General features: G+C 73.3%; 18 protein-coding genes. 10 read left to right on the forward strand and 8 right to left on the reverse strand.

Annotated features, from left to right (window positions below):
- Positions 1 to 54 precede the first annotated feature (54 nt).
- Complete coding sequence (locus tag D7231_RS05115) at positions 55 to 480, reverse strand: MarR family winged helix-turn-helix transcriptional regulator (RefSeq protein ID WP_120754002.1); 426 nt, start codon at positions 478 to 480, stop codon at positions 55 to 57.
- Between the two features lie 115 nt (positions 481 to 595).
- Here D7231_RS05115 and D7231_RS05120 point away from each other — a divergent pair, with 115 nt between their 5' ends.
- Both D7231_RS05120 and D7231_RS05125 read left to right on the forward strand, forming a co-directional pair.
- The gene (locus tag D7231_RS05120) at positions 596 to 1,450 is read left to right on the forward strand and encodes an MBL fold metallo-hydrolase (protein WP_120753712.1); all 855 of its coding nucleotides are present in this window, start codon (positions 596 to 598) and stop codon (positions 1,448 to 1,450) included.
- A 120-nt stretch (positions 1,451 to 1,570) separates the two neighbouring features.
- Positions 1,571 to 4,423 (forward strand): M4 family metallopeptidase, encoded by a 2,853-nt coding sequence (locus D7231_RS05125; RefSeq protein ID WP_120753713.1) that lies wholly within the window; start codon positions 1,571 to 1,573, stop codon positions 4,421 to 4,423.
- Between the two features lie 126 nt (positions 4,424 to 4,549).
- On the opposite strand, the gene D7231_RS05130 is transcribed toward D7231_RS05125, so the two are convergent.
- Positions 4,550 to 5,422, reverse strand: a complete 873-nt coding sequence (locus tag D7231_RS05130) for a lysozyme (RefSeq protein ID WP_120753714.1) — start codon at positions 5,420 to 5,422, stop codon at positions 4,550 to 4,552.
- 289 nt (positions 5,423 to 5,711) lie between these two features.
- Between D7231_RS05130 and D7231_RS05135 the strand changes: the two genes are divergently transcribed.
- A complete protein-coding gene (locus D7231_RS05135) occupies positions 5,712 to 6,143 on the forward strand; it encodes a MarR family winged helix-turn-helix transcriptional regulator (protein WP_106681145.1) in 432 nt (143 codons plus the stop codon).
- A gap of 40 nt (positions 6,144 to 6,183) precedes the next feature.
- Here the strand turns inward: D7231_RS05135 and D7231_RS05140 are convergent, their stop codons facing one another.
- Positions 6,184 to 6,948 (reverse strand): protein phosphatase 2C domain-containing protein, encoded by a 765-nt coding sequence (locus D7231_RS05140; RefSeq protein ID WP_120753715.1) that lies wholly within the window; start codon positions 6,946 to 6,948, stop codon positions 6,184 to 6,186.
- Between the two features lie 302 nt (positions 6,949 to 7,250).
- Here D7231_RS05140 and D7231_RS05145 point away from each other — a divergent pair, with 302 nt between their 5' ends.
- Genes D7231_RS05145 through D7231_RS05165 form a run of 5 tightly spaced genes read left to right on the forward strand, consistent with a single transcriptional unit; the run spans position 7,251 to position 12,674 of the window.
- A complete protein-coding gene (locus D7231_RS05145) occupies positions 7,251 to 9,845 on the forward strand; it encodes a sensor histidine kinase (protein WP_120753716.1) in 2,595 nt (864 codons plus the stop codon).
- Entirely contained in the window at positions 9,842 to 10,351 is a 510-nt protein-coding gene (locus D7231_RS05150) for a roadblock/LC7 domain-containing protein (RefSeq protein WP_120753717.1), read from the forward strand. Before D7231_RS05145 ends, D7231_RS05150 begins: the two co-directional genes overlap by 4 nt.
- The gene (locus D7231_RS05155) at positions 10,348 to 10,737 is read left to right on the forward strand and encodes a DUF742 domain-containing protein (protein WP_120753718.1); all 390 of its coding nucleotides are present in this window, start codon (positions 10,348 to 10,350) and stop codon (positions 10,735 to 10,737) included. The genes D7231_RS05150 and D7231_RS05155 overlap by 4 nt, the downstream gene beginning before the upstream one ends.
- Positions 10,718 to 11,398 (forward strand): GTP-binding protein, encoded by a 681-nt coding sequence (locus D7231_RS05160; RefSeq protein ID WP_120753719.1) that lies wholly within the window; start codon positions 10,718 to 10,720, stop codon positions 11,396 to 11,398. The genes D7231_RS05155 and D7231_RS05160 overlap by 20 nt, the downstream gene beginning before the upstream one ends.
- Before the next feature lie 10 nt (positions 11,399 to 11,408).
- On the forward strand, positions 11,409 to 12,674 hold the full coding sequence (locus D7231_RS05165) for a styrene monooxygenase/indole monooxygenase family protein (protein WP_120753720.1): 1,266 nt from the start codon (positions 11,409 to 11,411) through the stop codon (positions 12,672 to 12,674).
- Between the two features lie 10 nt (positions 12,675 to 12,684).
- Here the strand turns inward: D7231_RS05165 and D7231_RS05170 are convergent, their stop codons facing one another.
- The 4 genes from D7231_RS05170 to D7231_RS05185 form a co-directional block, all read right to left on the reverse strand.
- On the reverse strand, positions 12,685 to 13,848 hold the full coding sequence (locus D7231_RS05170; protein WP_241999576.1) for a C40 family peptidase: 1,164 nt from the start codon (positions 13,846 to 13,848) through the stop codon (positions 12,685 to 12,687).
- A gap of 214 nt (positions 13,849 to 14,062) precedes the next feature.
- The gene (locus D7231_RS05175; RefSeq protein ID WP_241999577.1) at positions 14,063 to 14,350 is read right to left on the reverse strand and encodes a hypothetical protein; all 288 of its coding nucleotides are present in this window, start codon (positions 14,348 to 14,350) and stop codon (positions 14,063 to 14,065) included.
- Positions 14,351 to 14,364: 14 nt separating this feature from the next.
- Complete coding sequence (locus D7231_RS05180) at positions 14,365 to 15,150, reverse strand: TetR/AcrR family transcriptional regulator (protein ID WP_120753722.1); 786 nt, start codon at positions 15,148 to 15,150, stop codon at positions 14,365 to 14,367.
- 32 nt (positions 15,151 to 15,182) lie between these two features.
- On the reverse strand, positions 15,183 to 16,115 hold the full coding sequence (locus D7231_RS05185; RefSeq protein ID WP_120753723.1) for an AurF N-oxygenase family protein: 933 nt from the start codon (positions 16,113 to 16,115) through the stop codon (positions 15,183 to 15,185).
- Positions 16,116 to 16,312: 197 nt separating this feature from the next.
- Here D7231_RS05185 and D7231_RS05190 point away from each other — a divergent pair, with 197 nt between their 5' ends.
- Both D7231_RS05190 and D7231_RS05195 read left to right on the forward strand, forming a co-directional pair.
- Positions 16,313 to 17,515, forward strand: a complete 1,203-nt coding sequence (locus D7231_RS05190; RefSeq protein ID WP_120753724.1) for a ferritin-like domain-containing protein — start codon at positions 16,313 to 16,315, stop codon at positions 17,513 to 17,515.
- A gap of 113 nt (positions 17,516 to 17,628) precedes the next feature.
- Positions 17,629 to 18,474 (forward strand): polysaccharide deacetylase family protein, encoded by an 846-nt coding sequence (locus tag D7231_RS05195; RefSeq protein WP_241999578.1) that lies wholly within the window; start codon positions 17,629 to 17,631, stop codon positions 18,472 to 18,474.
- Between the two features lie 25 nt (positions 18,475 to 18,499).
- On the opposite strand, the gene D7231_RS05200 is transcribed toward D7231_RS05195, so the two are convergent.
- On the reverse strand, positions 18,500 to 20,065 hold the full coding sequence (locus D7231_RS05200; protein ID WP_120753725.1) for an amino acid permease: 1,566 nt from the start codon (positions 20,063 to 20,065) through the stop codon (positions 18,500 to 18,502).
- Positions 20,066 to 20,088 lie beyond the last annotated feature (23 nt).

A 20,088-nucleotide genomic window follows, 5' to 3' on the forward strand; every position in this document is an offset into this window, starting at 1 on the left:
GTACCTCTTCACCGGAGGTACGGGCCCCGCGCCGTTTCCTGTGCGGTCGCGCTGTCAGCTGTGGCTGACGGCCTTGTCCAGCAGCCCGTGCAGGGCGTCCTGCTCCTCCTGGGACAGCCCGGCCAGCGGCGATTCGCGGGCGAGGAGCTCCATGAGCCGCTCGCGCAGGGCCGTGCCCTCGCCGGTCAGGACCAGCTGCTTGGCGCGGCGGTCCGTGGGGTGCGGCCGGCGCTCCAGGAGCCCGCGGCCCTCCAGCTTGTCGATGACGAAGGTCGCGTTGGAGGGCTCGCAGGCCATGCGGCCGGCGAGCTCGCGCATCGTCATCGGGCCGCTCAGCTCCCGCAGGGCCGTGGCCTGGGGTGTGGTGAGGTCCAGCAGGGCCGCGCGGTCGCGCACGTGGTCCGCGATCCGCCGGGCGAGGCCGTTCACCAGGCCGCAGAGCCGCCGCTCGGCGAGGATGTGCGCTTCCTGGGTGGTCATGGGTGCCATCGTAGCCAACTCCATCAAGCCGACACCTTTACAGCTTGAATCATTCAAGCTGTAAGTTTATTGTCGCTGATCAAGAACCCCGCAGTACGAAGGACGGAACACACCCATGAACGACGACCGCCTCCGCCGCCCGGCCGGCATCCGCTCCCTCCAGCTCGGCGACATCAAGGTCACCTACGTGCCGGACGGTGCCGGCCGGCTGAGCCCGCGCGGCTGGCTGCCGGACACCACCGACGAGGTGTGGGCGGAGCACTCCGCCCACCTCGACGCGACCGGCAACCTCGTGGCGAGCATGGGCGGCCTCCTCGTCGAGCACGGCGACCGGGCCCTGCTCATCGACGCGGGCGTCGGCCCCGTGCACCTGCCGGCCCAGCCCGGTGCCCCCGTGGGGGAGATCAACGGCGGTGCCCTCCTCGACAACCTCGCCCGCCTCGGCCGCACCCCCGCCGGCATCGAGGCCGTGGCCATCACCCACCTGCACGGCGACCACACCGGCTGGTCCGCTCGGCTCGCCGAGGCCGGCGCCGTCCACCTCATGAGCGCGCCCGAGTGGGAGCACCGCCACCTCGCCGAGCAGCACGGCGTGTCCCCGGAGGCGCTCGCCGCCCTGGAGTCCGGCCTGCGCACCGTCGCCGACGGGGAGGAGATCTTCCCCGGCGTCCGCGTCATGCTCACGCCCGGCCACACCGCGGGCCACGCCGCCTACGTCATCACCGGCGGCGGCCGCCGCCTGATCGCCTTCGGCGACGCCCTGCACTCGCCGGTCCAGATAGCCCACCCCGAGTGGTCGGCCGTCGTCGACCACGACGCCCGGCAGTCCGCGGTCCACCGCCGCCGCCTGGTGGAGGAGATGGCCGGGCCCGGCACGCTCGGCTTCGGCATCCACTTCGCGGACGTGGTGTTCGGGCGCGTCGTGCGCGACGCCGCGGGGGCCGCCTCGTGGGAGCCCGTCGACGCGTAGGGTCCGCGGCGAAGGTCCTGTCTCATTCGCTCCGTTGACGGACGCGAACCCCACCGCTTGCATGGTCCCCGACCAAGCTCCGCTGACCGACCAGTCACGTTCGGAGGGGGAACTGTGCGCATGACCCACGCACGTTCACGAAGAGCAGGAAGACGGACCATCAAGAGCGGAATACCGGGCGCGGCGGCACTGATCGGTGCCGCCGCGCTTCTTGTTGCCGCGGTGCCCGCCCAGGCGGCGGCCGGCGGTGGCGATGACGGCCCGGCGGAGGTGATCCCGGGCAAGGGCACCTCCACCCCGGCCCTGGTCGACGGCATCCGCGAGGCCGCCGCGTCCTCCGGCAGCGCCGCCGACGCCGCCCGCGGCCACCTCGCCGGCAAGCGCAACCGCTACCGCATCGCCGAGCCGGCCCGGGACCTCAAGCCCGTGCAGACCGTGAGCGCGGGCGCTTCCGAGACCGTACGGCTCCAGCAGAAGCACCAGGGCGTCGACGTCCTGGGCGGCCAGTACGTCGTCCGGATGGAACACAAGAACGGCAAGCGCGTCGTCACCGGAACCTCCGGCAAGTACTTCACCGGCCTGAAGGCGGACACCCGCGCCGAGGTCGGCGAGAAGCTCGCCGTCGAGCGGGCCGTCGCCGCCACCCTGCACGACCTCGCCGGCAACCGGCTCGGCAAGGGCGACGCCGCCCGCGCGAAGGGCGCGACGCCCGCGGCCCGGTCCCTGACCGGCACCGCGCGCGGCCTCGTCGTCGTCCCCAAGGGCCCCGGCGTCCTCACCCAGCACGTCACCGTCCGCGGCACCGATCCGGCTACCGGGCACCCCGTGCTGCGCGAGGTCTACGTCGACGCCAAGGCCGGCTACCCGGTGTTGCAGTACAGCGGCATCAAGACGTTCGGCGCGGACGGCTTGCAGGAGCGCGCCCGCGCGGCCGCCACGGACACCTCCAAGGCGGCCGCCCGCGCCGCCGCGGGCCCGATCAGCCCCAGCGTCAACGGCTCCGGCGTCAAGTACGACGGGACGACCGTCGAGCTCGGCCTGGTCAAGGACACCGCCCGCAACGAGTACGTCATGTCCGACTACGCGCGGATGTGGGACTCCAGCAAGAACCCGGTCACCACCTGGGACGCGCGCGGCAAGGAGGTCAGCGAGGTCGAGGGCCGCTGGCCCGACGGCATCAAGGAGTTCGGCTCGCCCACGCCGTCCTTCGGCAAGGACGCCTCGGAGGCCGGGGCCGTCGACGCCCACTGGGCCGCGGGCAAGGTCTACGACTACTACAAGAAGGTCCACGGCCGCGACAGCCTGGACGGCCGCGGCATGACCATCAACTCCCTCGTCGGCGTCACCGAGTTCGGCGGCGCGTACGTCAACGCCTTCTGGGACGGCACCAAGATGGTGTACGGCGGAGGCAACGAGGACTACAAGACGCTCTCCGCCGACCTCGACGTCGTCGGCCACGAGATGACCCACGGCGTCGTCGAGCACACCGCCAACCTGGTCTACGCGGGCCAGTCCGGCGCCCTCAACGAGGCCCTCGCCGACTACTTCGGCAACGCCATCGCGGTCGACGCCGCGGGCATGTCCATGGACGACCCGGACGCCGGCCTGCTCGGCGGGAACCTGTGCCGGACGAAGACCCCGCGGCAGTGCGCCTTCCGCGACCTCAACGACGGCCGCACCACGTCGAAGGGCTTCCTCGGCGTCGGCTTCGGCACCGACAACGGCGGCGTGCACCTCAACTCCACCATCTTCTCGGGCGCCCTGTGGGACATCCGTGAGGACGTGGGCCGCACCCTCGCCGACCGCATCGTCTACAAGGCGCTGTCGGAGTACATGACGCCCCTCGACGGCTTCACCGAGGGCCGCGACGCCGTCATCGCCGCGGCGAAGGCGCTCGGCGTCTCCGGCAAGGACCTGAACGCCGTCCAGCGGTCCTTCAACGCCCACGGGATCGTGCCGGGCTGGGAGCTGGCGCTCGGCGTCGACACCGACGTGCTCTCCGCCAAGCTCAACACCACCGCCACGGGCGCGGGCGCCGGCGGCGGCTGGTGGACCGCCTCCCGGTCGAACGAGGAGGGCAACGAGGCGTACTCGGTGTGGGCCGGCCGCGTGGACGGCAGCGGCTCCCCGAAGCTGATCAGCCCCAACGACGGCCGCTTCCACGTCTCCCCGGCCACCGACGGCAAGACCGTCGCCTGGGTCGCCTACGGGAGCGCCGGCACGGACGTCCTCTCCCGGCCGCTGGCGGGCGGCCCGGTCAAGAAGCTGTACGGGACGGGCTCGGGCTCGGTGTACAACGTGCGCGTCGAGGGCGGCACGGTCGTCTTCGACACCGCCGACCTCCTCGGCGGCCGCCACGTCGGCTACGTCCGCACCGGCGACAAGCAGCCCACCTGGGTGGACGGCGGCCGCGCGGAGCTCTCGACGGCCCTCCCGTCGCTGAACGGCGGCAGGATCGCGTACGCCACGCTCTTCCCCGAGGGCGACGACTACCGCCTCGGCACCGAGGTGCTGGACCTTAAGACCGGCACGAAGACCGCGATGGGTCAGCTCGGCAAGCCCGAGAACATCGGCCAGACCGGCATCAACGAGACCGCCGTCTTCTGGCTCGTGGACGAGACGGCGGACGACAAGGGCCACGTGGCCGTGCGGCGCGCCAAGACCGACGGGACGGGCGTCACCGACCTCAGCCCGGAGAAGGGCGCCGGCGCGCTCCGCGCCTCCGAGCTGACCGCCTCCGAGAGCGCGGTCACGGTCACCGACGCGCAGCCGGACGCGACAGGGTTCAACGAGTCGCTGCCCAAGCTGTGGCAGTTCGCGGCCGACGGCTCCTCCCGGGCGCGCGTCTCCTGCAACCGCGGCGAGCAGTCCTCCCCGGCCGCGGCGGGCGGCAAGCAGGTGGTGTGGATCGACGCCACCACCGGCTCGACCGACCTGGTCACCCGCACCCGCCCGGCGGGCACCTGCGGCTGACCGCTGACTGCTGACCGCTGAACGGCGGCAGGACAGGACCGGGCCCCCGGCGCCGATGTGCCGGGGGCCCGGTGTCTTTCCTTGTGGGGGGTCGTGGGGGCGTGGGGGGTTGTGAGGGGCGCCGCCTCACCCGTTGGCGAGGGCCTGGAGGCGGCTGTACGCGCCGTTGAAGCGGTTGTGGTCACCGACCGTCGGGCCGGTGTCGGTGTACTGCCAGAAGGTGTAGTAGTCCCAGCCCGCCGGGAGTTCCCCGGCGGAGGAGCCGTAGCGGGGCACCCACAGCGGGTGGGTGGCACCGAAGCCGCCGTAGTTGCCGGTGCACTGCTTCCACCAGCCGGTCGACGTGTAGATCGCGGCGTCGCGCCCCGTGCGGGCCTTGTACGTGGCGAAGAAGTCCGCGATCCAGTTGACGAGTGCGCTCGCGCTCATGCCGTAGCAGGTGGAGCCGTACGGGTTGTACTCCATGTCCAGGACGCCGGGCAGCGTCTTCCCGTCCTGGGACCAGCCGCCGCCGTGGCCGGCGAAGTACGCGGCCTGCGCGGCTCCGCCGGAGTTGTCGGGCAGGGCGAAGTGGTACGCGCCGCGGATCATGCCCACGCCGTAGGAGCCGTTGTACTGCTGCGCGAAGGAGGGATTGGTGTAGCTGGTGCCCTCGGTCGCCTTGACGTAGGCGAAGCGGTTGCCGCTGTTCCACAGGGACGACCAGGGGACGCTGCCGTTGTGGCTGGAGACGTCGACGCCCTCGACGGAGGCGAAGCCGGGCGGGGGAGGGGTGCCGGGGGCGGGGCGCTCGTGGTCCCGCAGGGTGGAGCCGAGCCAGTCCCGCTCCGGGTGGGCGGGCCGCTTCGCGCCGTGCGCGGCGGCCGGCGTGCCGAGGAGGCAGAGGGCGGAGAGCAGGGAGGCCAGGAGGAGGGAGAGGACGGACAGGGGGGAGGGGGCGCGTAAATCCGTGGGGGATCTGCGGCCCGTGCGGCCGGATCTGCATCTGAACGTGACCATGGCGTGCCTTCCAGAAGGGTCCGTGGGGGGAGTACCAATGACGCGCCGACGGCGCGAAGACATTGGTATGGCCATGTCATAAATGACGTTATGGCGACGGACGCGCCAGGCATAGGGGGACGCGGTGCTGCCGTTGGTCTAATCCTGCGAAATACTGGCGGAGCTGCGGTGAAGACCGCGAACGGGAAAAACTTTCAACAACCGGAAAACCGGAGAGGTTCCTGACGTGCACCAGACGACTACCCCGCCCCCCGGGGAGGGCGGGCCGGGCGCCGCGCAGAGCAGAGGTATGGACCAGGCGTACCTCTCCCTGGAACGCGAGCTGGCCGTCTTCCTGCGCCGGGCCCGGGCGTCGTCCGGTGAGATGGCGCGCGAGGTGCACCCCGAGCTGGAGGCCGCCGCCTACGGCCTCCTCGTCCGCCTGGAGGACGCGGGAGCGCAGCGCGCCACGGACCTCGCGGCGTACTTCGGGGTCGGCAAGGCCACGATGAGCCGCCAGCTGCGCGCGCTGGCCGAGCTCGGCCTCGTCACCCGCGAGCCGGATCCGGCCGACGGCCGGGCGTCCCTCGTGCGCATCACGGAGGAGGGCCGCGCCCGCTTCACGCGCGTGCGCGACGCCCGCCGTGCGCAGTACGTACGCAAACTGGCGGACTGGGACCGCGGCGAAGTGGCGGAGCTGGCCCGCCTGCTCCACCAGCTGAACACGAGCGCCGAGCAGTAGGGCGGCCCGCGCGGCGGAGCGGGCCGGGGAGCGGGGGCGGCTAGAGCTCCACGTACACCGCCGCCGCGTCGTCGTGCCGCTTGCCGAGGCGCTCTCCCCGCGCACCCTCCTCCACGGCCCGTACGCGGTCGATCAGCGCCTGAGGGCCCTCCTTCGCGAGGACGGCCAGGCAGTCCGGCCAGTCCCCCTCCCGGAACACCTCCACCCACCGGCCCGCGCCGTCCGTGAGCGCGGCCAGCGCCCGCACCTCCGCCCGCGCGAGCGCACCGGTCACCGCCCGGCCGGCGACAGCCGGGTCCGCCGCCGCCGTGAAGAAGCCGCCCTCCGCGTTGCGCGCGGCGTCCGTCACCGGCCCCAGGGCCCGCAGCCGTTCGATGCGGTCGTCCAGGACGGCCGTCACCGCGCCGTCCGCGGACTCGACGAGCAGCGCGGAGTCGGACAGCACCAGGTACTCCACGCGTACGTCGTCCCACCGCACCACGACGACCGTGGCCTGCGGCGTGCGCCGGTGACCGAGGTCGCACGTGCCCCGATGGGCCTCCTTCGTACGGGAGATGGCGCCGGACAGGCAGCGGGCCAGGCTCAGCTCCCGCTCCGAGAGGGCCAGTTCGAGCAGGGCGCCGCCCAACCGCGCCGTGAACCAGGGCACTCCGTGCACGCATCCGGTGTCCCCGGAGGGCGGCGGCGTGACCCCGTCGAGCAGCACCAGCGCACCGCCCTTACCGGAGGCCGGCAGGGCTACGGATACGAAGTCCTCGTTCGGGTGGCGGAGATCCCCCGGCTGGGTGGCGAGTTCGATGCGCATGGGGCCAGTGTGCCGGATGCCGGAATTCCACCGTGGCACATGCGCATCCTGTCGGCGCCCTCCGCGTTGCTTCAGGTGACGTGCTGACCTGGCACGTGTGCGATGAGTGAAGCAGGCCGATTGTCAATCAGCAATGGATGTTCACTCCTTCGAGTGGCCGGGCGGTCGATGGGCACCCCCGGCACTCAGAGGTGCTGAAAGGGTCAAATCAGTACCAGGGGTGGGACGAGAGAAGATTGTGAGCACCGGTGCGGAAGAAGCGGCTTGGGGGCGGCGGCGGACGGAAGCCGCGGGCCACGGCGGTGCCGGAGCGCACCGCCCGCGTACGTAACCGACTGACCGTCTCCGTCGCGGTCATCACCCTCGCCGTGCTCGGCGCGAGCACCTTCGGCGTCCGCGAGGCGTGGCGGGACCTCACCGAGGCGCGCCGCCTGGCCGCCCTGGCGAGCGCCGACGCCTCGGCCCTCGCCCTCGCGCACTCGCTGGCCGACGAGCGCGACGCCATGGTCCAGTACGTGGCGGGGGGCCGCGCCGACTCCACCGGCGCCGGCCTCTCCGACCGCCAACGGGTCGCCGTGGACCGGCAGATCGAGGAGTTCCGGCCCGGCGCCCCGGCGCCCGTGCGCGAGCTCCTCGACGCCCTCCCGCACACCCGCCGCGAGGCCTACTCCGGCAAGGGCGACGCCCTCGCCGCCTACAACGCCTACACGCCCGCCGTGCGGGCCCTCCGCGGCCTCGCCGACACCCTCGACCGGCGCACCCGCGGCGACTCCGCCGCCCTGCCGTCCCTCGCCCGCGCCACCGAAGCGGCCTCCGCGAGCCGCGGCCTGCTCCTGGGCGCCCTGGCCGCCCAGGGCCGCAAGCCCGAGCTGGCCGCGGCGGCCCAGCGCGCCGACGCCCGTACGCAGGACGCCCTGGCCGACTTCACCCGCCTCGCGCCCCCCGCCGCCCGCGACGCCTACGCCGAGGCCGTCACCGGCCCCGAAGTCACCGAGGCCCAGAGCCTCCTCGACAAGCTCACCCGCACCCCGTCCTCCGGCGAGCTCGCCACCCGGCCCGCCGAGCCCGTCCGCACCGCCCTCACCACCCGCCTCCAGCGCATGCGCGGCGTCGAGGACACCCTCGCCGAGGCCGAGGCCCCCCGCCTGGAGGCGCTGCGCCACGAGGCCATGACGGAGCTGGAGCGGCGCGTCATGGCCGCCGCCCTGTGCCTGTTCACCGTCCTGTTCACCGGCATCTGGTCCGCCCGCTCGGTCACCCGCCCGCTCGCCTCCGTACGGCTCGGCACCCGCCGCGTGAGCGCCGACCCGGTCACCGAGGAGCCCGTCGCCTTCAAGGGCCGCGACGACGAATTCGCCGAGACCGCCCGGGCCGTCAACCACCTCCAGGGCAAGTTCCGCCGCCAGCAGGGCCGCATCGCCGCCCTCGAAGGCGAGCGCACCCGCCTCATCGCCGCCCGCCAGGACGCCGCTGACGAACGCGACTCCCTGCGCGCCGAACAGCAGCGCCTCACCGAGCGCCTCGCCGCCCTCCCCGCCGAGCACCCCGGCGGCGAAGCCCGCGAGGTCGGCATCCTCGTCGGCCTGTCGCTGCGCACCCTCGGCCTCGTCGAGCGCCAACTGGCCGTCATCGAGGGCATGGAGGCCCACGAGGCCGACCCGGAGCGCCTCGACACCCTCTTCAAACTCGACCACCTCGCCACCCGGATGCGCCGCAACAGCGAGAACCTGCTGGTGCTCGCCGGAGCCGAGAGCGGCACCGGCCGCGCCGGGCCCGTGCCGCTCCTCGACGTCCTGCGGGCGGCCTCCGGCGAGATCGAGCGCTACCAGCGCGTGCGCATCCAGTCCCTGCCGCCGCACGCCCGCCTCGCCGGCTTCGCCTCCGAGGACGTCAGCCACCTCGTCGCCGAACTGCTGGAGAACGCCACGGTGTTCTCCCCGCCCGACGCCCAGGTCCAGGTCTCCGCATGGCACCTGGAGGGCGGCGAGATCGTGCTCTGCGTCCAGGACGAGGGCATCGGCATGGACCCCGAGCGGCTCGCCGAGGCCAACGCCCTGCTCGCCGACCCCGCCCCGGCGGGGCCCCCGCCCGCCGTTCCCGACCACACCGGCCGCGCCGGCGCCGCGGGCCGCTCCGGGCGCACGGGGCAGCAGCCGCTCGGCCTCGGCCTGCACGTCGTCGCCCGGCTCGCCGCCCGGCACGGCATCCGCGTCCAGCTGCGCGAGCAGGCCACCGGCGGAGTCGCCGCCGTCGTCGTCCTGCCCGTGGGCCTGCTGCCCGCCGGCCCGCCCGCCGTCACCGGCCTCGACGGCACCCCGCCCGTCCCCGGCGCCGCGGCCGCCCCCCGGGTCCACCTCCCCGGCTCCATCGCCGAGGCCAACTCCCACACGCTGCGCGGCCGCCCCCAGCACACGCACCGGGCGCCCGGAGCCCACGCGGCCCGCCCCGCCCACGCCCAGGTGCCGCCGCCCGTCCACCCGGCCGACCCGCCGCCCGCGCCCGTCCCGGGCCCCGCCGAGACCGACGCGACGATGCAGCTCACCGCCTTCACGGAGGCGGCCGCGCCCCCGGCCCCTCCCGCCCCCGCGGCCCCCCTTTCCACGGGACGCCACGCCCGCCCGCCCGCGCCCGCCGACGGCGCGGCCCCCGGCGCCGGCCTGCCCAACGGCACCGCGCTGCCCAAGCGCACCCCCAAAGCCGTGGCCCAGCGGCCCGCCCCCCAGCGCGTGCGCCAGGGCGTCGACGCCGAAGCGCTGCGCCGCAAGCTCGCCGGCTTCCAGCGCGGCGCCGCCGACGGACGCCGCGACGCCCGGGCCGAGCTGGCCGGACGCGACACCCAACGGAACCAAGCGGGCCCGCCGGCCGACGGCGGCACCCCCGAGGAGGCACGCGGTTGACTGCATTCCCCCGGGGGGCGACCCCCGTATCCCCCGCCGGCCCCGCCGCGTACGGGCTGAGCCACGAAGCCCGCAACCTGCACTGGCTGCTGACCAACCTCGTCGAGGAGGTGCCCGGCGTGCGGTCCGTCGCCGTCGTCTCCTCCGACGGCCTGCTCCTGCTCTCCTCCGACCCCCGCCTGGTGCACCGCGGCGAGAGACCGGAAGGGCCGCGCGGCTCCACCGCCGACCTCGCCACCATCGTCGCCGGCCTGGGCAGCCTGACGACCGGCGCCGCGTGCCTCATGGACGGCGGCTTCGTCAAGCAGACCATGGTCGCCATGGACGAGGGCAGCCTGTTCGTGATGACCATCAGCGACGGCTCGCTGCTGGGCGTCCACGCCGAGCCCGACTGCGACATGAGCGTCGTCGCGTACCACATGGCGCTCTTCGTCGGCCGGGCCGGACACGTCCTCACCCCCGAACTCCGCAGGGAGCTCCGGCAGTCGGTGGAGGCGGTCGGATGACCGCCCCCGCCGCCTGCGGCAAGCCGGCGCGCGTCCGCCCGTACTCCCTCACCGGCGGGCGCCCCCGCCGGTGCCGGCTGCTGCTCGTCGAGACCTTCGTGGCGGCCCTCGACGCGGACGGCACCGCCCCCGGCCGCGGCCCGGGGGCGGCCGGCCCCCACCCGCGGATCCCGCCCGAGGGCCGCGCCATCGTGGACCTGTGCCACCGGCTGCGGTCGGTCGCCGAGATCGCCGCGCTGCTGCGCATGCCGCTCGGCGCCGTACGGGTCCTCCTCCTCGAACTGGCCGAGCAGGGCAGGGTCCGCGTCTTCGACACCGCCCACGGCACCGGCCGGCCCGACCGCGCGCTGCTGGAAAGGGTGCAAGGTGCGCTCCGCCGACTGTGAAGAAGACCCGGAACCCCGGCACCCGGCACCGTGCGGTTCCGCGCCCCGCGCGGTCACGCTCGGTGCCGTCGCCGCCGACGACGCGCCGCGCCCCTGGCAGAGCGACCGCACCCGCGCCCCCCTCGCCACGAAGATCGTCGTGGCGGGCGGCTTCGGCGTCGGCAAGACCACCTTCGTCGGCTCCGTCTCGGAGATCACGCCGCTGCGCACCGAGGCCCTGATGACCGCCGCCGCGCGGGACGTCGACGACGCCACCGCGACCCCCGCCAAGCGCACGACCACCGTCGCCATGGACTTCGGGCGGCTCACCCTCGACGCCGACCTCGTCCTCTACCTCTTCGGCACCCCCGGCCAGAAACGATTCTGGTTCATGTGGGACGACCTCGTGCGCGGCGCCATCGGCGCCGTCGTGCTGGCCGACACCCGGCGCCTCGCGGAGTCCTTCCCCGCCCTCGACTACTTCGAGACCGCCGGCCTGCCCTACGTCGTGGCGGTCAACCACTTCGAGGGCGCCGACCACCACGCCCCCGAGGCCGTCCGCGAGGCGCTCGCGCTGCCGCCGCCCGTCCCGGTGGTGACCATGGACGCCCGGAAGCGGATCACGGTCGTCGACACCCTGCTGGCCCTCGTCGGCCGGGCGCTCGACACCCTGCCCGAGTGAGGAGCGACCCGTGCGACGGATCCTCATCGCCGGGGCCGGCCAGTCCGGCCTCCAGCTGGCCCTCGGCCTCCAGTTCCACGGCTACGACGTGACGCTGATGTCCAACCGCACGTCCGAAGAGATACGTTCCGGCCGGGTGATGTCCACCCAATGCATGTTCCCCACGGCCCTCGGCCACGAGCACGCGCTCGGCCTCGGCTTCTGGGCGGCCGACGCGCCGCGCATCGAGGGCGTCGGCGTCTCCGTCGCCGAGCCGGGGCCCGCCGGCGGCCCGCACCGGCGCGCCGTGGACTGGCTCGGCCGGCTCGGCGGCTGCGCCCAGTCCGTGGACCAGCGGCTGAAGATGTCCGGCTGGCTGGACACCTTCGCCGAGCGCGGCGGCCGCCTGGCCGTCCACGCCGCCGCGGTCTCCGACCTGGACGCCCTCGCGGCCCACTACGACCTGGTGCTCGTCGCCACCGGCAAGGGCGAGCTCGCGGAGCTCTTCGACCGCGACCCCGCCGGCTCCCCGTACGCGGTCCCGCAGCGCGCCCTGGCCGTCTCCTACGTGCACGGGCTCGGCCCGCGCCCCGAGCACCCGGACACCGAGGCGGTGCGCTGCAATTTCGTGCCCGGCGCGGGGGAGCTGTTCGTGCTGCCGACCCTCACCGTCTCCGGCCGCGCCGACGTCCTGTTCTGGGAGGCCGTCCCGGACGGGCCCCTGGACGCCTTCCAGGACCAGCCCGGCCCCGGCGAGCACCTGGCGCGGACCCTGGAGCTGATGGAGCACTACGCGCCCTGGGAGTACGCCCGGGCGACCCGCGTCGAGCTCACCGACGCCCAGGCCACCCTGGCCGGCCGCTACACCCCGGCCGTGCGCGACCCCGTCGGCCGGCTGCCCTCCGGCGGGCTCGTCCTCGGCGTCGCCGACGCGGTCGTCGCCGACGACCCCGTGACCGGGCAGGGCGCCAACTCCGCGGCCAAGTGCGCCGCCGCCTACCTCGCCGCGATCGTCCGGCACGGCGAGCGGCCCTTCGACGAGGCGTGGATGCGGGCGGCGTTCGCCGGCCACTGGGTCTCGGCCCGGCACACCACCGCCTGGACCAACGCGATGCTCGCCCCGCGCCAGCCCGCGCACGTGCGGGAGCTCCTGGACGCGGCGGGCCGCCACCAGTCCCTCGCCGACCGCATCGCCGGCGGCTACGACGACCCGGAGGACTTCGCCGACTACTTCTACGACGCGCAGGACGCGGCGGCGTGCGTGGCGGCGCTCGGCGAAGCGGGGGAGGGCGGCTGACGGGGCGGCCCTACGAGGGTGCCGTCGCCGACCCGTACCCCGCGTCCGAGCCGTTCGAGGCGCCCTCCGGCAGCGGCGGCAGCTCGTACGACCGCAGCGGCGCCTCGCCCGCGTCCGGGCGGACCGCCCCGAGCAGCGGGTTGGCGGCGATCGGCGAGACCTTCACGCTGCCGCCGGGCCGCGGCGCCTGCATCACCAGGCCGTTGCCGATGTAGAGCGCCACGTGTGTGGCGTCCTCGAAGTAGACCACGAGGTCGCCCGGGCGCAGCTCGTCGAGCGCCACCCGCGGCAGGGTCCGCCACTGCTCCTGGCTCGTGCGCGGGATGGTGTCGCCCGCGTGGGCCCAGGCCTGCGAGGTGAGCCCCGAGCAGTCGAAGGCGTCCGGCCCGGCCGCGCCCCACACGTACGGCTTGCCGAACTGCTCGAACGCGTAGGCGATGGCCTTGCGGCCCGCGGCGGACGGTCTGGTCGAGCCGCTCAGCCGCCCCGAGGAGAGCAGCGCGCGCTGGGCCTCCCCGATGTTCTTCTGCTCCAGCCGCTGGATGTCGGCGAGCTGCTTGCCGGTCAGCGACGCGAGCATCTTCTCGACGTCACCGAGGCTCTTCCTGACCTTGTCGCGCTGCTGCTTCTGCTTCGCGGCCAGCACCTGCTGCTCGTTGAGGGCCTCGCGCGCCTTGAAGGCCACGTCGGAGGCGCGCTTCGCGTCCTTCGTGAGGCGGCCGACCGTGGCCGCCCGCTGGCCCGCGGCCCGCTGGATCTGGTGGCCCCGGTCGAGCGCCTGCTGCGGGTCGGGGCTGAGGAGGACGGAGACGTACGGGGCGAGGGTGCCGCTCGTGCCCTGGTACTGCTCGCGGGCGAGCCGCCCGGCGGCGTCCCGGCTGCCGGTGAGGGCGACGCGGGCCGTCGCGAGCTCCTCGTTGAGCGCGTCCACCCGCTGGTGCTGCTTCTTGAGCTTCTCCTCGGTCGCGTTGAACGTCTCCGTGGCCTCCTCGGCCTTGCGGTAGAGCGTCTGGAGCCGGGTGAGCAGGGTGTGGACGGACGGGGCGGAGGGGGCGGACGGCTGGTCGGGCGGGGCCGCGGGGGCGGCCGCCGCCGGGGGCAGGGGCAGTGCGAGCGACGTGGCGCCGGCCATCAGCGCCGCCGTGCAGACAGAACGCACGAACCGTCCTGACACGAGCTCACCTCCGGTGTGGGGCGTGATCGTTTTGCCCAGGGAGGATCGTGCCACGTGTGGTCCTATTTATGGGAGTGCTGTGGGCGATTCCGCCTAACCCGCTCACCCCATGGTTGCCGGGCCGTCACCCGACCGGCGGCGCGGGGGCACCCGCGTGCCCCGGATGCGGCTGTGGGGCGCCCTTGCGGCGACCCCGGCCGGTGCGTTTCGTGGTTCAGGCTCCGGCTCCCGGGCGCGGCGGCTTCGTCCACGGCCACTTCAGGCCGCGCTCCGGCCTGCGGCCCTCCGGGTCGTACACGTACTTCCAGCCCTTGTGCAGCCCCAGGCGGCGCGTCGTGCCCGCCTGGACCCGGTGGTAGACGAGGACCGTCGGCTTCCCGCCGTGCTCGTCCGGCACCGGAACCTCGTAGACCTTCGGCGGATGCCCGGTGTGCCCCAGCAGTACCGGCAGTACGCGTCCGTCCAGGGGGCCGCCCTCGAAGGGCGTATTTTCGCTTCTCACGCCCCCAGTCTCCGTCAGACGCGCGCCCCGTCCGCGGACGTAGGGGAGGGGATCAGGTGCGCCGCCTCCGACACCACCGGAAGGACCTGGCGGGCCAGGCGCCCCACCGGCCCGTCCGCGCCCTCCAGGGCCAGCGCGGCGCGGGTCGCCCCGGCCGTCTGCGGGTCGCTCGCCGACGTGGCCGCCAGGAGCGCCACGAAGTGGTCGACCAGCCAGTCGCGCAGCTCGTGCACCGGGGGCTGCTTGTCCTCGTCGAGCCAGATCAGGGACGCCGCCTCCACGGCCGTGATCCACGTCCGGACCATCATGCGCAGCCGGGGTCCGGGCTCCGGCACCTGGAGGTGCTTGAGGATCTGCGCGGCGGCCGCCCGCCGCACCCCGTCCACGATCGCGCCCGTACGGGAGGTCTCGGCGACGCTGCCGCCCTGGAGCAGCGCGCTGAACCCGGCGTCGTGCTCGTCCACGAACGCCAGGTAGCGGTCCAGGGCGGCGGCCAAGCGGCCCGTGAGGGGGCCGGTCTGCGGCTCGGCGAAGCACAGCTCCAGGTCGTCGGCGGCGCTGCGCAGCGCCGTCTCGTACAGCTGGGGCTTGCCACCGGGGAAGTAGCGGTACACGAGCGGCCTCGACACCTTGGCGGCCGCCGCCACGTCGTCCAGGGAGACGTCCTCCGGCGCATGGTGCGCGAAGAGGACGAGGGCGGCGGCGATCAGCTGGGTGCGGCGTTCCTCGACGCTGAGTCTGCGGTACGCGGGGCGGGCGGACGGAGTCGGTGCTGCCGGGGCGGTTCCGCTGCCGTTCATGCAGGGCAGCGTAACGGGCAGGCGGTCGCGCTTCAGGCCAGCAGGCCGGAGCTGCGCCACAGGCGGCGGCCCGCGCCCCGCAGCACGCCGATGTCGCCCAGGAAGCCGGTGAGCCGCTCGGCGCCCGCCTGCATCACCTCGCGCCGGTGCCCGCTCGCCCGGACCTGGGCGACGGCCTCGCGCCGGTCCAGGCCCACGTTCGTGTAGACGGCCGGGTTGACGAAGGCGACGGAGAAGACCCGGGCCGCCTCGCCGCAGCTGAGCCGGGTCAGGGACGCCTCCCAGCGCGGGCAGCCGGCCATCTGGCGGCGCAGCTCCTCGCGCGCGTACCGGACGTGGCGCGCCTCCTCCACCACGTGGATGCGGGTCACGCCGCGCACCAGCGGCTGCACCCGCTCGTCGGGGAACGTGAGGCGCTGCATGTAGTCGAGGATCTCCTCGCCCAGCAGCGTGCAGGCGAACGAACCGGGCGTGGTGGAGACGGTCTTGAGGACGCGCGCGAGGTTGTGGTGCAGCGGGGACACGGGGTACGCGGGGGTGCTGCCGCGCTCGATCAGCCGGGCGAACATCTTCGAGTGCCGGCACTCGTCGGCGATCTCGGTGAGCGCGTAGCGGACGTGCGCGCTGGTGGCGGGCTTGTCGTAGACGTGCCGGACCAGCAGCTGCATCAGGATGAGCTCGAACCAGATGCCGAGCGAGGCGAGCGAGGCGGCCTCGTGCCGGGAGAGCTCGATGCGCTGCTCCTCGGACATCGTGCGCCACAGGGGGGTGCCGTAGAGGGAGAGCAGCTCGGGCGGCCAGAACCACTTGCCGTCCACCAGGGGCGCGTCCCAGTCGAGTTCCGTGTCCGGGTCGAAGGAGTGTCTGGCGGAGGACTCCAGCAGGCGGAGGGCGACCTGTTCGCGGTCCTTGAGCGGACCGAGGGCGTCCCGAAGCTGGCTGACTACAGGGTTACTTGGGGTCACATCCTTATGAGACTGCCTGTCAGTAAGCGCGTCAATCCTTCCGGTAGTCCTTTCGGGAGTCCTTGCGGGAGTCGCTCCGGGCGTCCTTTCGGGTGAGTTGGTGAAGGATCATTGACCCGGCGGTAACCGGCGTGTGAGCCTGCCAATGGGACCGGTGGTACCGGCCCGGTGGTACCGGCAGGGGACGGGAGACGCCGATGGCGACGCGCAACCTCTACGCACATGACCCGGGCGACCAGGGATGGACGGTGCCGGCGACGGGCGCGGCCCGCTTCAGCTGGGAGTACGGCGAGGGCCGCGAGGACGGCTCGGGCCGGGACCGGCTGCTCGCGCTCTACCAGAAGGGCAAGGACAAGCAGTGGGATGCGCAGAAGCGCATCGACTGGTCCCTGCCCGTCGACCCGTACGACCCGATCGGCGAGCCCGAAGAGTCCAGCCCGCTCTTCGGCACCCCGTACTGGGACCGGATGGGCGAGAAGGACAAGGGCGAGCTGCGGCACATGTACGCGGCCTGGCAGTTCAGCCAGTTCCTCCACGGCGAGCAGGGCGCGATGGTCTGCGCGGCCCGCATCGTGGAGTCCGTGCCGGACCTGGACGCCAAGTTCTACTCCGCCACCCAGGTGATGGACGAGGCCCGCCACGCCGAGCTCTACGGCCGCTTCCTCCGCGAGAAGGTCGGCCTGCTCTACCCTATCGACGACAATCTCCAGTCGCTGCTGGGCGACACCCTGCGCGACTCCCGCTGGGACATGCCGTACCTCGGTATGCAGGTGCTCATCGAGGGCCTGGCCCTCGCCGCCTTCGGCATGCTGCGCGACGTCACGGACAAGCCGCTGCCGAAGCAGATCCTCGCCTACGTCATGCAGGACGAGGCCCGGCACGTCGCCTTCGGCCGCATGGCGCTGCGCGACTACTACCGGCAGCTGTCGCGCGCCGAGCTGCGCGAGCGCGAGGAGTTCGTCATCGAGGGCTGCTACCTGATGCGCGACCGGCTCCGGGGCGAGGTGGTGCTCACCGACTTCGGCATCCCCTACGACGAGGCGATACGGCTGAGCGAAGACTCCGAATACGTGCGGATCTTCCGCAAGTTGCTGTTCTCGCGCATCGTGCCGTGCGTCAAGGACATCGGGCTGTGGGGCGAGCGGCTGCAGCGCGCGTACGTCGACATGGGCGTGCTGGAGCTGGGAGACGCGAGCCTGGACCTGCTGATGGCGCAGGACGAGGAGGTCGCCGAGAAGCTGGACGCGCAGCGCTTCGCGGCGGAGGAGGCCGCGAGGAAGGGCGAGGTCGCGGAGGCGATCGCTGCGGGTGCGGGGGAGGCTGCCGGCGTGGCCGGCGGGGGAGGGGCTTCCGGGACGGGTGAGGCTCCCGGAGCGGCTGCCGGACCGCAGGAAGTGTGAGTCTCCGCAAGGGACTTGCAAGCCTTGAGGGTTGATGTCCTTCTTCGAACCCTCTTGGGAACCTTCCTTTCGGTATGGACGTCTTCGGGTGCACACCGAGGGAGGGGACGCTCATGGCACGACCGGCCGCTCGGAGGAATCGACGTCTCGTCATCGCGACGGCTTCGGCCGTGGCGCTCTACGCCACGATATCCGGATGCGTGGCCATGGCCACGGAGGGCTCGGGGTCGAGTGCGGGCCCGAGCAACAGTGCGGGCAGCGGCGGCAGTTCCGCCGACGGGGACAAGGGGAGGTCTCCGGGGTCTCCCGGGGCGGGGCCCTCGGCCCCGGCCTCGGCGGGGCCGCCCGCCCGGGTGTCGGCCGAGATCACGCACGAGAGCGAGGACCCGGGAAAAACGGTCAACCTGACCATCGACGACGGGCCCGACCCCGGCTGGACGGTGAAGGTCCTCGCCCTGCTCGCGAAGTACGACGCGAAGGCGACGTTCTGCATCATCGGGTCGCGGGCCCAGGAGTACCCCGACCTCGTGAAGAAGGTCACCGCGGCCGGCCACCGGCTGTGCGACCACTCCGTCGACCACAACACCGCCATGGACAAGCGCGCCGAGTCCTACCAGGAAGGGCAGGTCCTCGACGCCCAGAAGATGATCGAGAACGCGGCGGGGGAGGGCGCCCGGGTGAGCTACTACCGGGCGCCGGGCGGAGCGTTCACCCCGTACAGCCGAGAGGTCGCCGCGTCGCACGGCATGCGGCCGCTCGGCTGGAACGTCGACACCCGCGACTGGCAGAACCCCGGCGCCGACCGCATCGTCGAGACGGTGAAGAAGGGCATGAAGGAGGGCCCGACGGTGCTCTTCCACGACGGTGGCGGCAACCGCGGGCAGACGGTGGCGGCGCTGGAGAGGCTGCTGCCGTGGTTCAAGGAGCAGGGATACACGTTCAGCTACCCGAAGATCTGAAGCGCGCTCTCGTCTGTTTCCGCCCCTACCAGCGAAAGAGATCGGAAGCCCGGGACGCATGGGCAGGATCCTGAAGGGGGGTGGCGTTGCGGGGGTGGTCCGGCCGGAGGAACCACGTGCGGGCCGAGGCGAGCCACCAGACACCGGCGAACCCCAGGACGGCGGCGACGGCGACGGGGGCGTAGTTGAACGTGTCGGCGGTGACGGGGCTCGTCTGCGGCAGCATGAACAGTACGGTGATCACGGCGACCCAGCCGATGGCCACGACGCCGACCGGCTTCGACCAGCGGCCCAGGTGCCAGGGCCCGCGCTCGAAGTCGTCCCCCTTGCGCAGCCGCAGCAGGGTCGGCGCGGCGTAGGCGAGGTACAGGCCGATGGTGGCGATCGAGGTCACCGCCGCGTAGGCCGTGGAGTTGACGAGGTACGGCAGGCCCAGGGCGAACGCGCCCGCGGCGGCCAGCCAGACGGCGTTGGTGGGGGTGCGCGTCTGCGGGTTGATCCGGTGCCAGACGCGGGAGAAGGGCAGGGCGCCGTCCCGCGAGAACGCGTAGATCATCCGCGAGTTGGCGGTCACGGAGGCCATGCCGCAGAACAGCTGCGCGGCGATCACGACGAGCAGGAGCAGCTTCCCGCCGGATGGGCCGAGCGCGTCCAGGAAGATCTGCGCGGGCGGGACGCCCGTGGCGGTGGCGGTCGTGCCGTCCCAGTCCTGGATCGCGTAGGTCAGGCCGGCCAGGAGGACGAAGCCGGCGATCCAGGACACCCAGATCGACCGGACGATGCCGCGCGGCCCCGCGACCGCCGCGTCGTTCGTCTCCTCCGTCATGTGGGCGGAGGCGTCGAAGCCGGTGAAGGTGTACTGCGCGACGAGGAGCGAGAGCAGGCCCACGTAGAGGCCGGAGGTCCAGCCGGTGTCGTTGACGAAGTGCGTGAAGACGAACGACGTCGACTGGTGCCGGCCGGGGACGAGGGCCAGCACGCCGACGATGACCAGGACGCCCAGCAGGTGCCACCACACGCTCACGGAGTTCAGGAACGCCACGAGTCGCACGCCGAAGGTGTTCAGGACGGCGTGCAGCAGGAGTACCGCGCCGAACAGCGCGATCGTGTGGCCGGGCGTCGCCGCGAAGCCGAACTGGAGGTCGAGGTAGGCGTTGAGGAAGGAGGCCGCGCCGAAGTCGATGCCGGCGGTCGCCGCGACCTGCCCGAGCACGTTGAACCAGCCCGTGAACCACGCCCACGCCGCGCGCGAGCGCTCCGGCGCCATCCGGTGCGCCCAGAAGTACAGGCCGGCCGAGGTCGGGTACGAGGAGCACACCTCCGCCATCGCCAGCCCCACGAACAGCGACATCGCCCCGACGCCGATCCAGCCCCAGGTGAGCATGGCCGGGCCGCCCGTCTTCATGCCGAAGCCGTACAGCGTCATGCAGCCGGAGAGCACGGAGATGATCGTGAACGAGACGGCGAAGTTGGCGAAGCCGGACATGTGGCGGGCGAGGACCTGGGTGTAGCCGAGCTGGCGCAGGCGCTCCTCGTCGGAGACGCCGGAGCCGCCCGGGCCGCCGGGCCCGCCGGGAAGATCGAGTGGCACGCGATTCTCTTTCTCGTGGGGAA

The sequence above is a fragment of the Streptomyces klenkii genome (genome assembly GCF_003626645.1).
Taxonomy (GTDB): domain Bacteria; phylum Actinomycetota; class Actinomycetes; order Streptomycetales; family Streptomycetaceae; genus Streptomyces; species Streptomyces klenkii.

What these genes read in the sequence shown, in the direction of transcription:
- D7231_RS05190 (WP_120753724.1), top strand. Translation starts at nt 16,313, where the DNA reads ATGGCGACGCGCAACCTCTACGCACATGACCCGGGCGACCAGGGATGG.
- D7231_RS05180 (WP_120753722.1), bottom strand. Translation starts at nt 15,150, where the DNA reads ATGAACGGCAGCGGAACCGCCCCGGCAGCACCGACTCCGTCCGCCCGC.
- D7231_RS05140 (WP_120753715.1), bottom strand. Translation starts at nt 6,948, where the DNA reads ATGCGCATCGAACTCGCCACCCAGCCGGGGGATCTCCGCCACCCGAAC.
- D7231_RS05120 (WP_120753712.1), top strand. Translation starts at nt 596, where the DNA reads ATGAACGACGACCGCCTCCGCCGCCCGGCCGGCATCCGCTCCCTCCAG.
- D7231_RS05195 (WP_241999578.1), top strand. Translation starts at nt 17,629, where the DNA reads ATGGCACGACCGGCCGCTCGGAGGAATCGACGTCTCGTCATCGCGACG.
- D7231_RS05130 (WP_120753714.1), bottom strand. Translation starts at nt 5,422, where the DNA reads ATGGTCACGTTCAGATGCAGATCCGGCCGCACGGGCCGCAGATCCCCC.
- D7231_RS05125 (WP_120753713.1), top strand. Translation starts at nt 1,571, where the DNA reads ATGACCCACGCACGTTCACGAAGAGCAGGAAGACGGACCATCAAGAGC.
- D7231_RS05115 (WP_120754002.1), bottom strand. Translation starts at nt 480, where the DNA reads ATGACCACCCAGGAAGCGCACATCCTCGCCGAGCGGCGGCTCTGCGGC.
- D7231_RS05155 (WP_120753718.1), top strand. Translation starts at nt 10,348, where the DNA reads ATGACCGCCCCCGCCGCCTGCGGCAAGCCGGCGCGCGTCCGCCCGTAC.
- D7231_RS05135 (WP_106681145.1), top strand. Translation starts at nt 5,712, where the DNA reads ATGGACCAGGCGTACCTCTCCCTGGAACGCGAGCTGGCCGTCTTCCTG.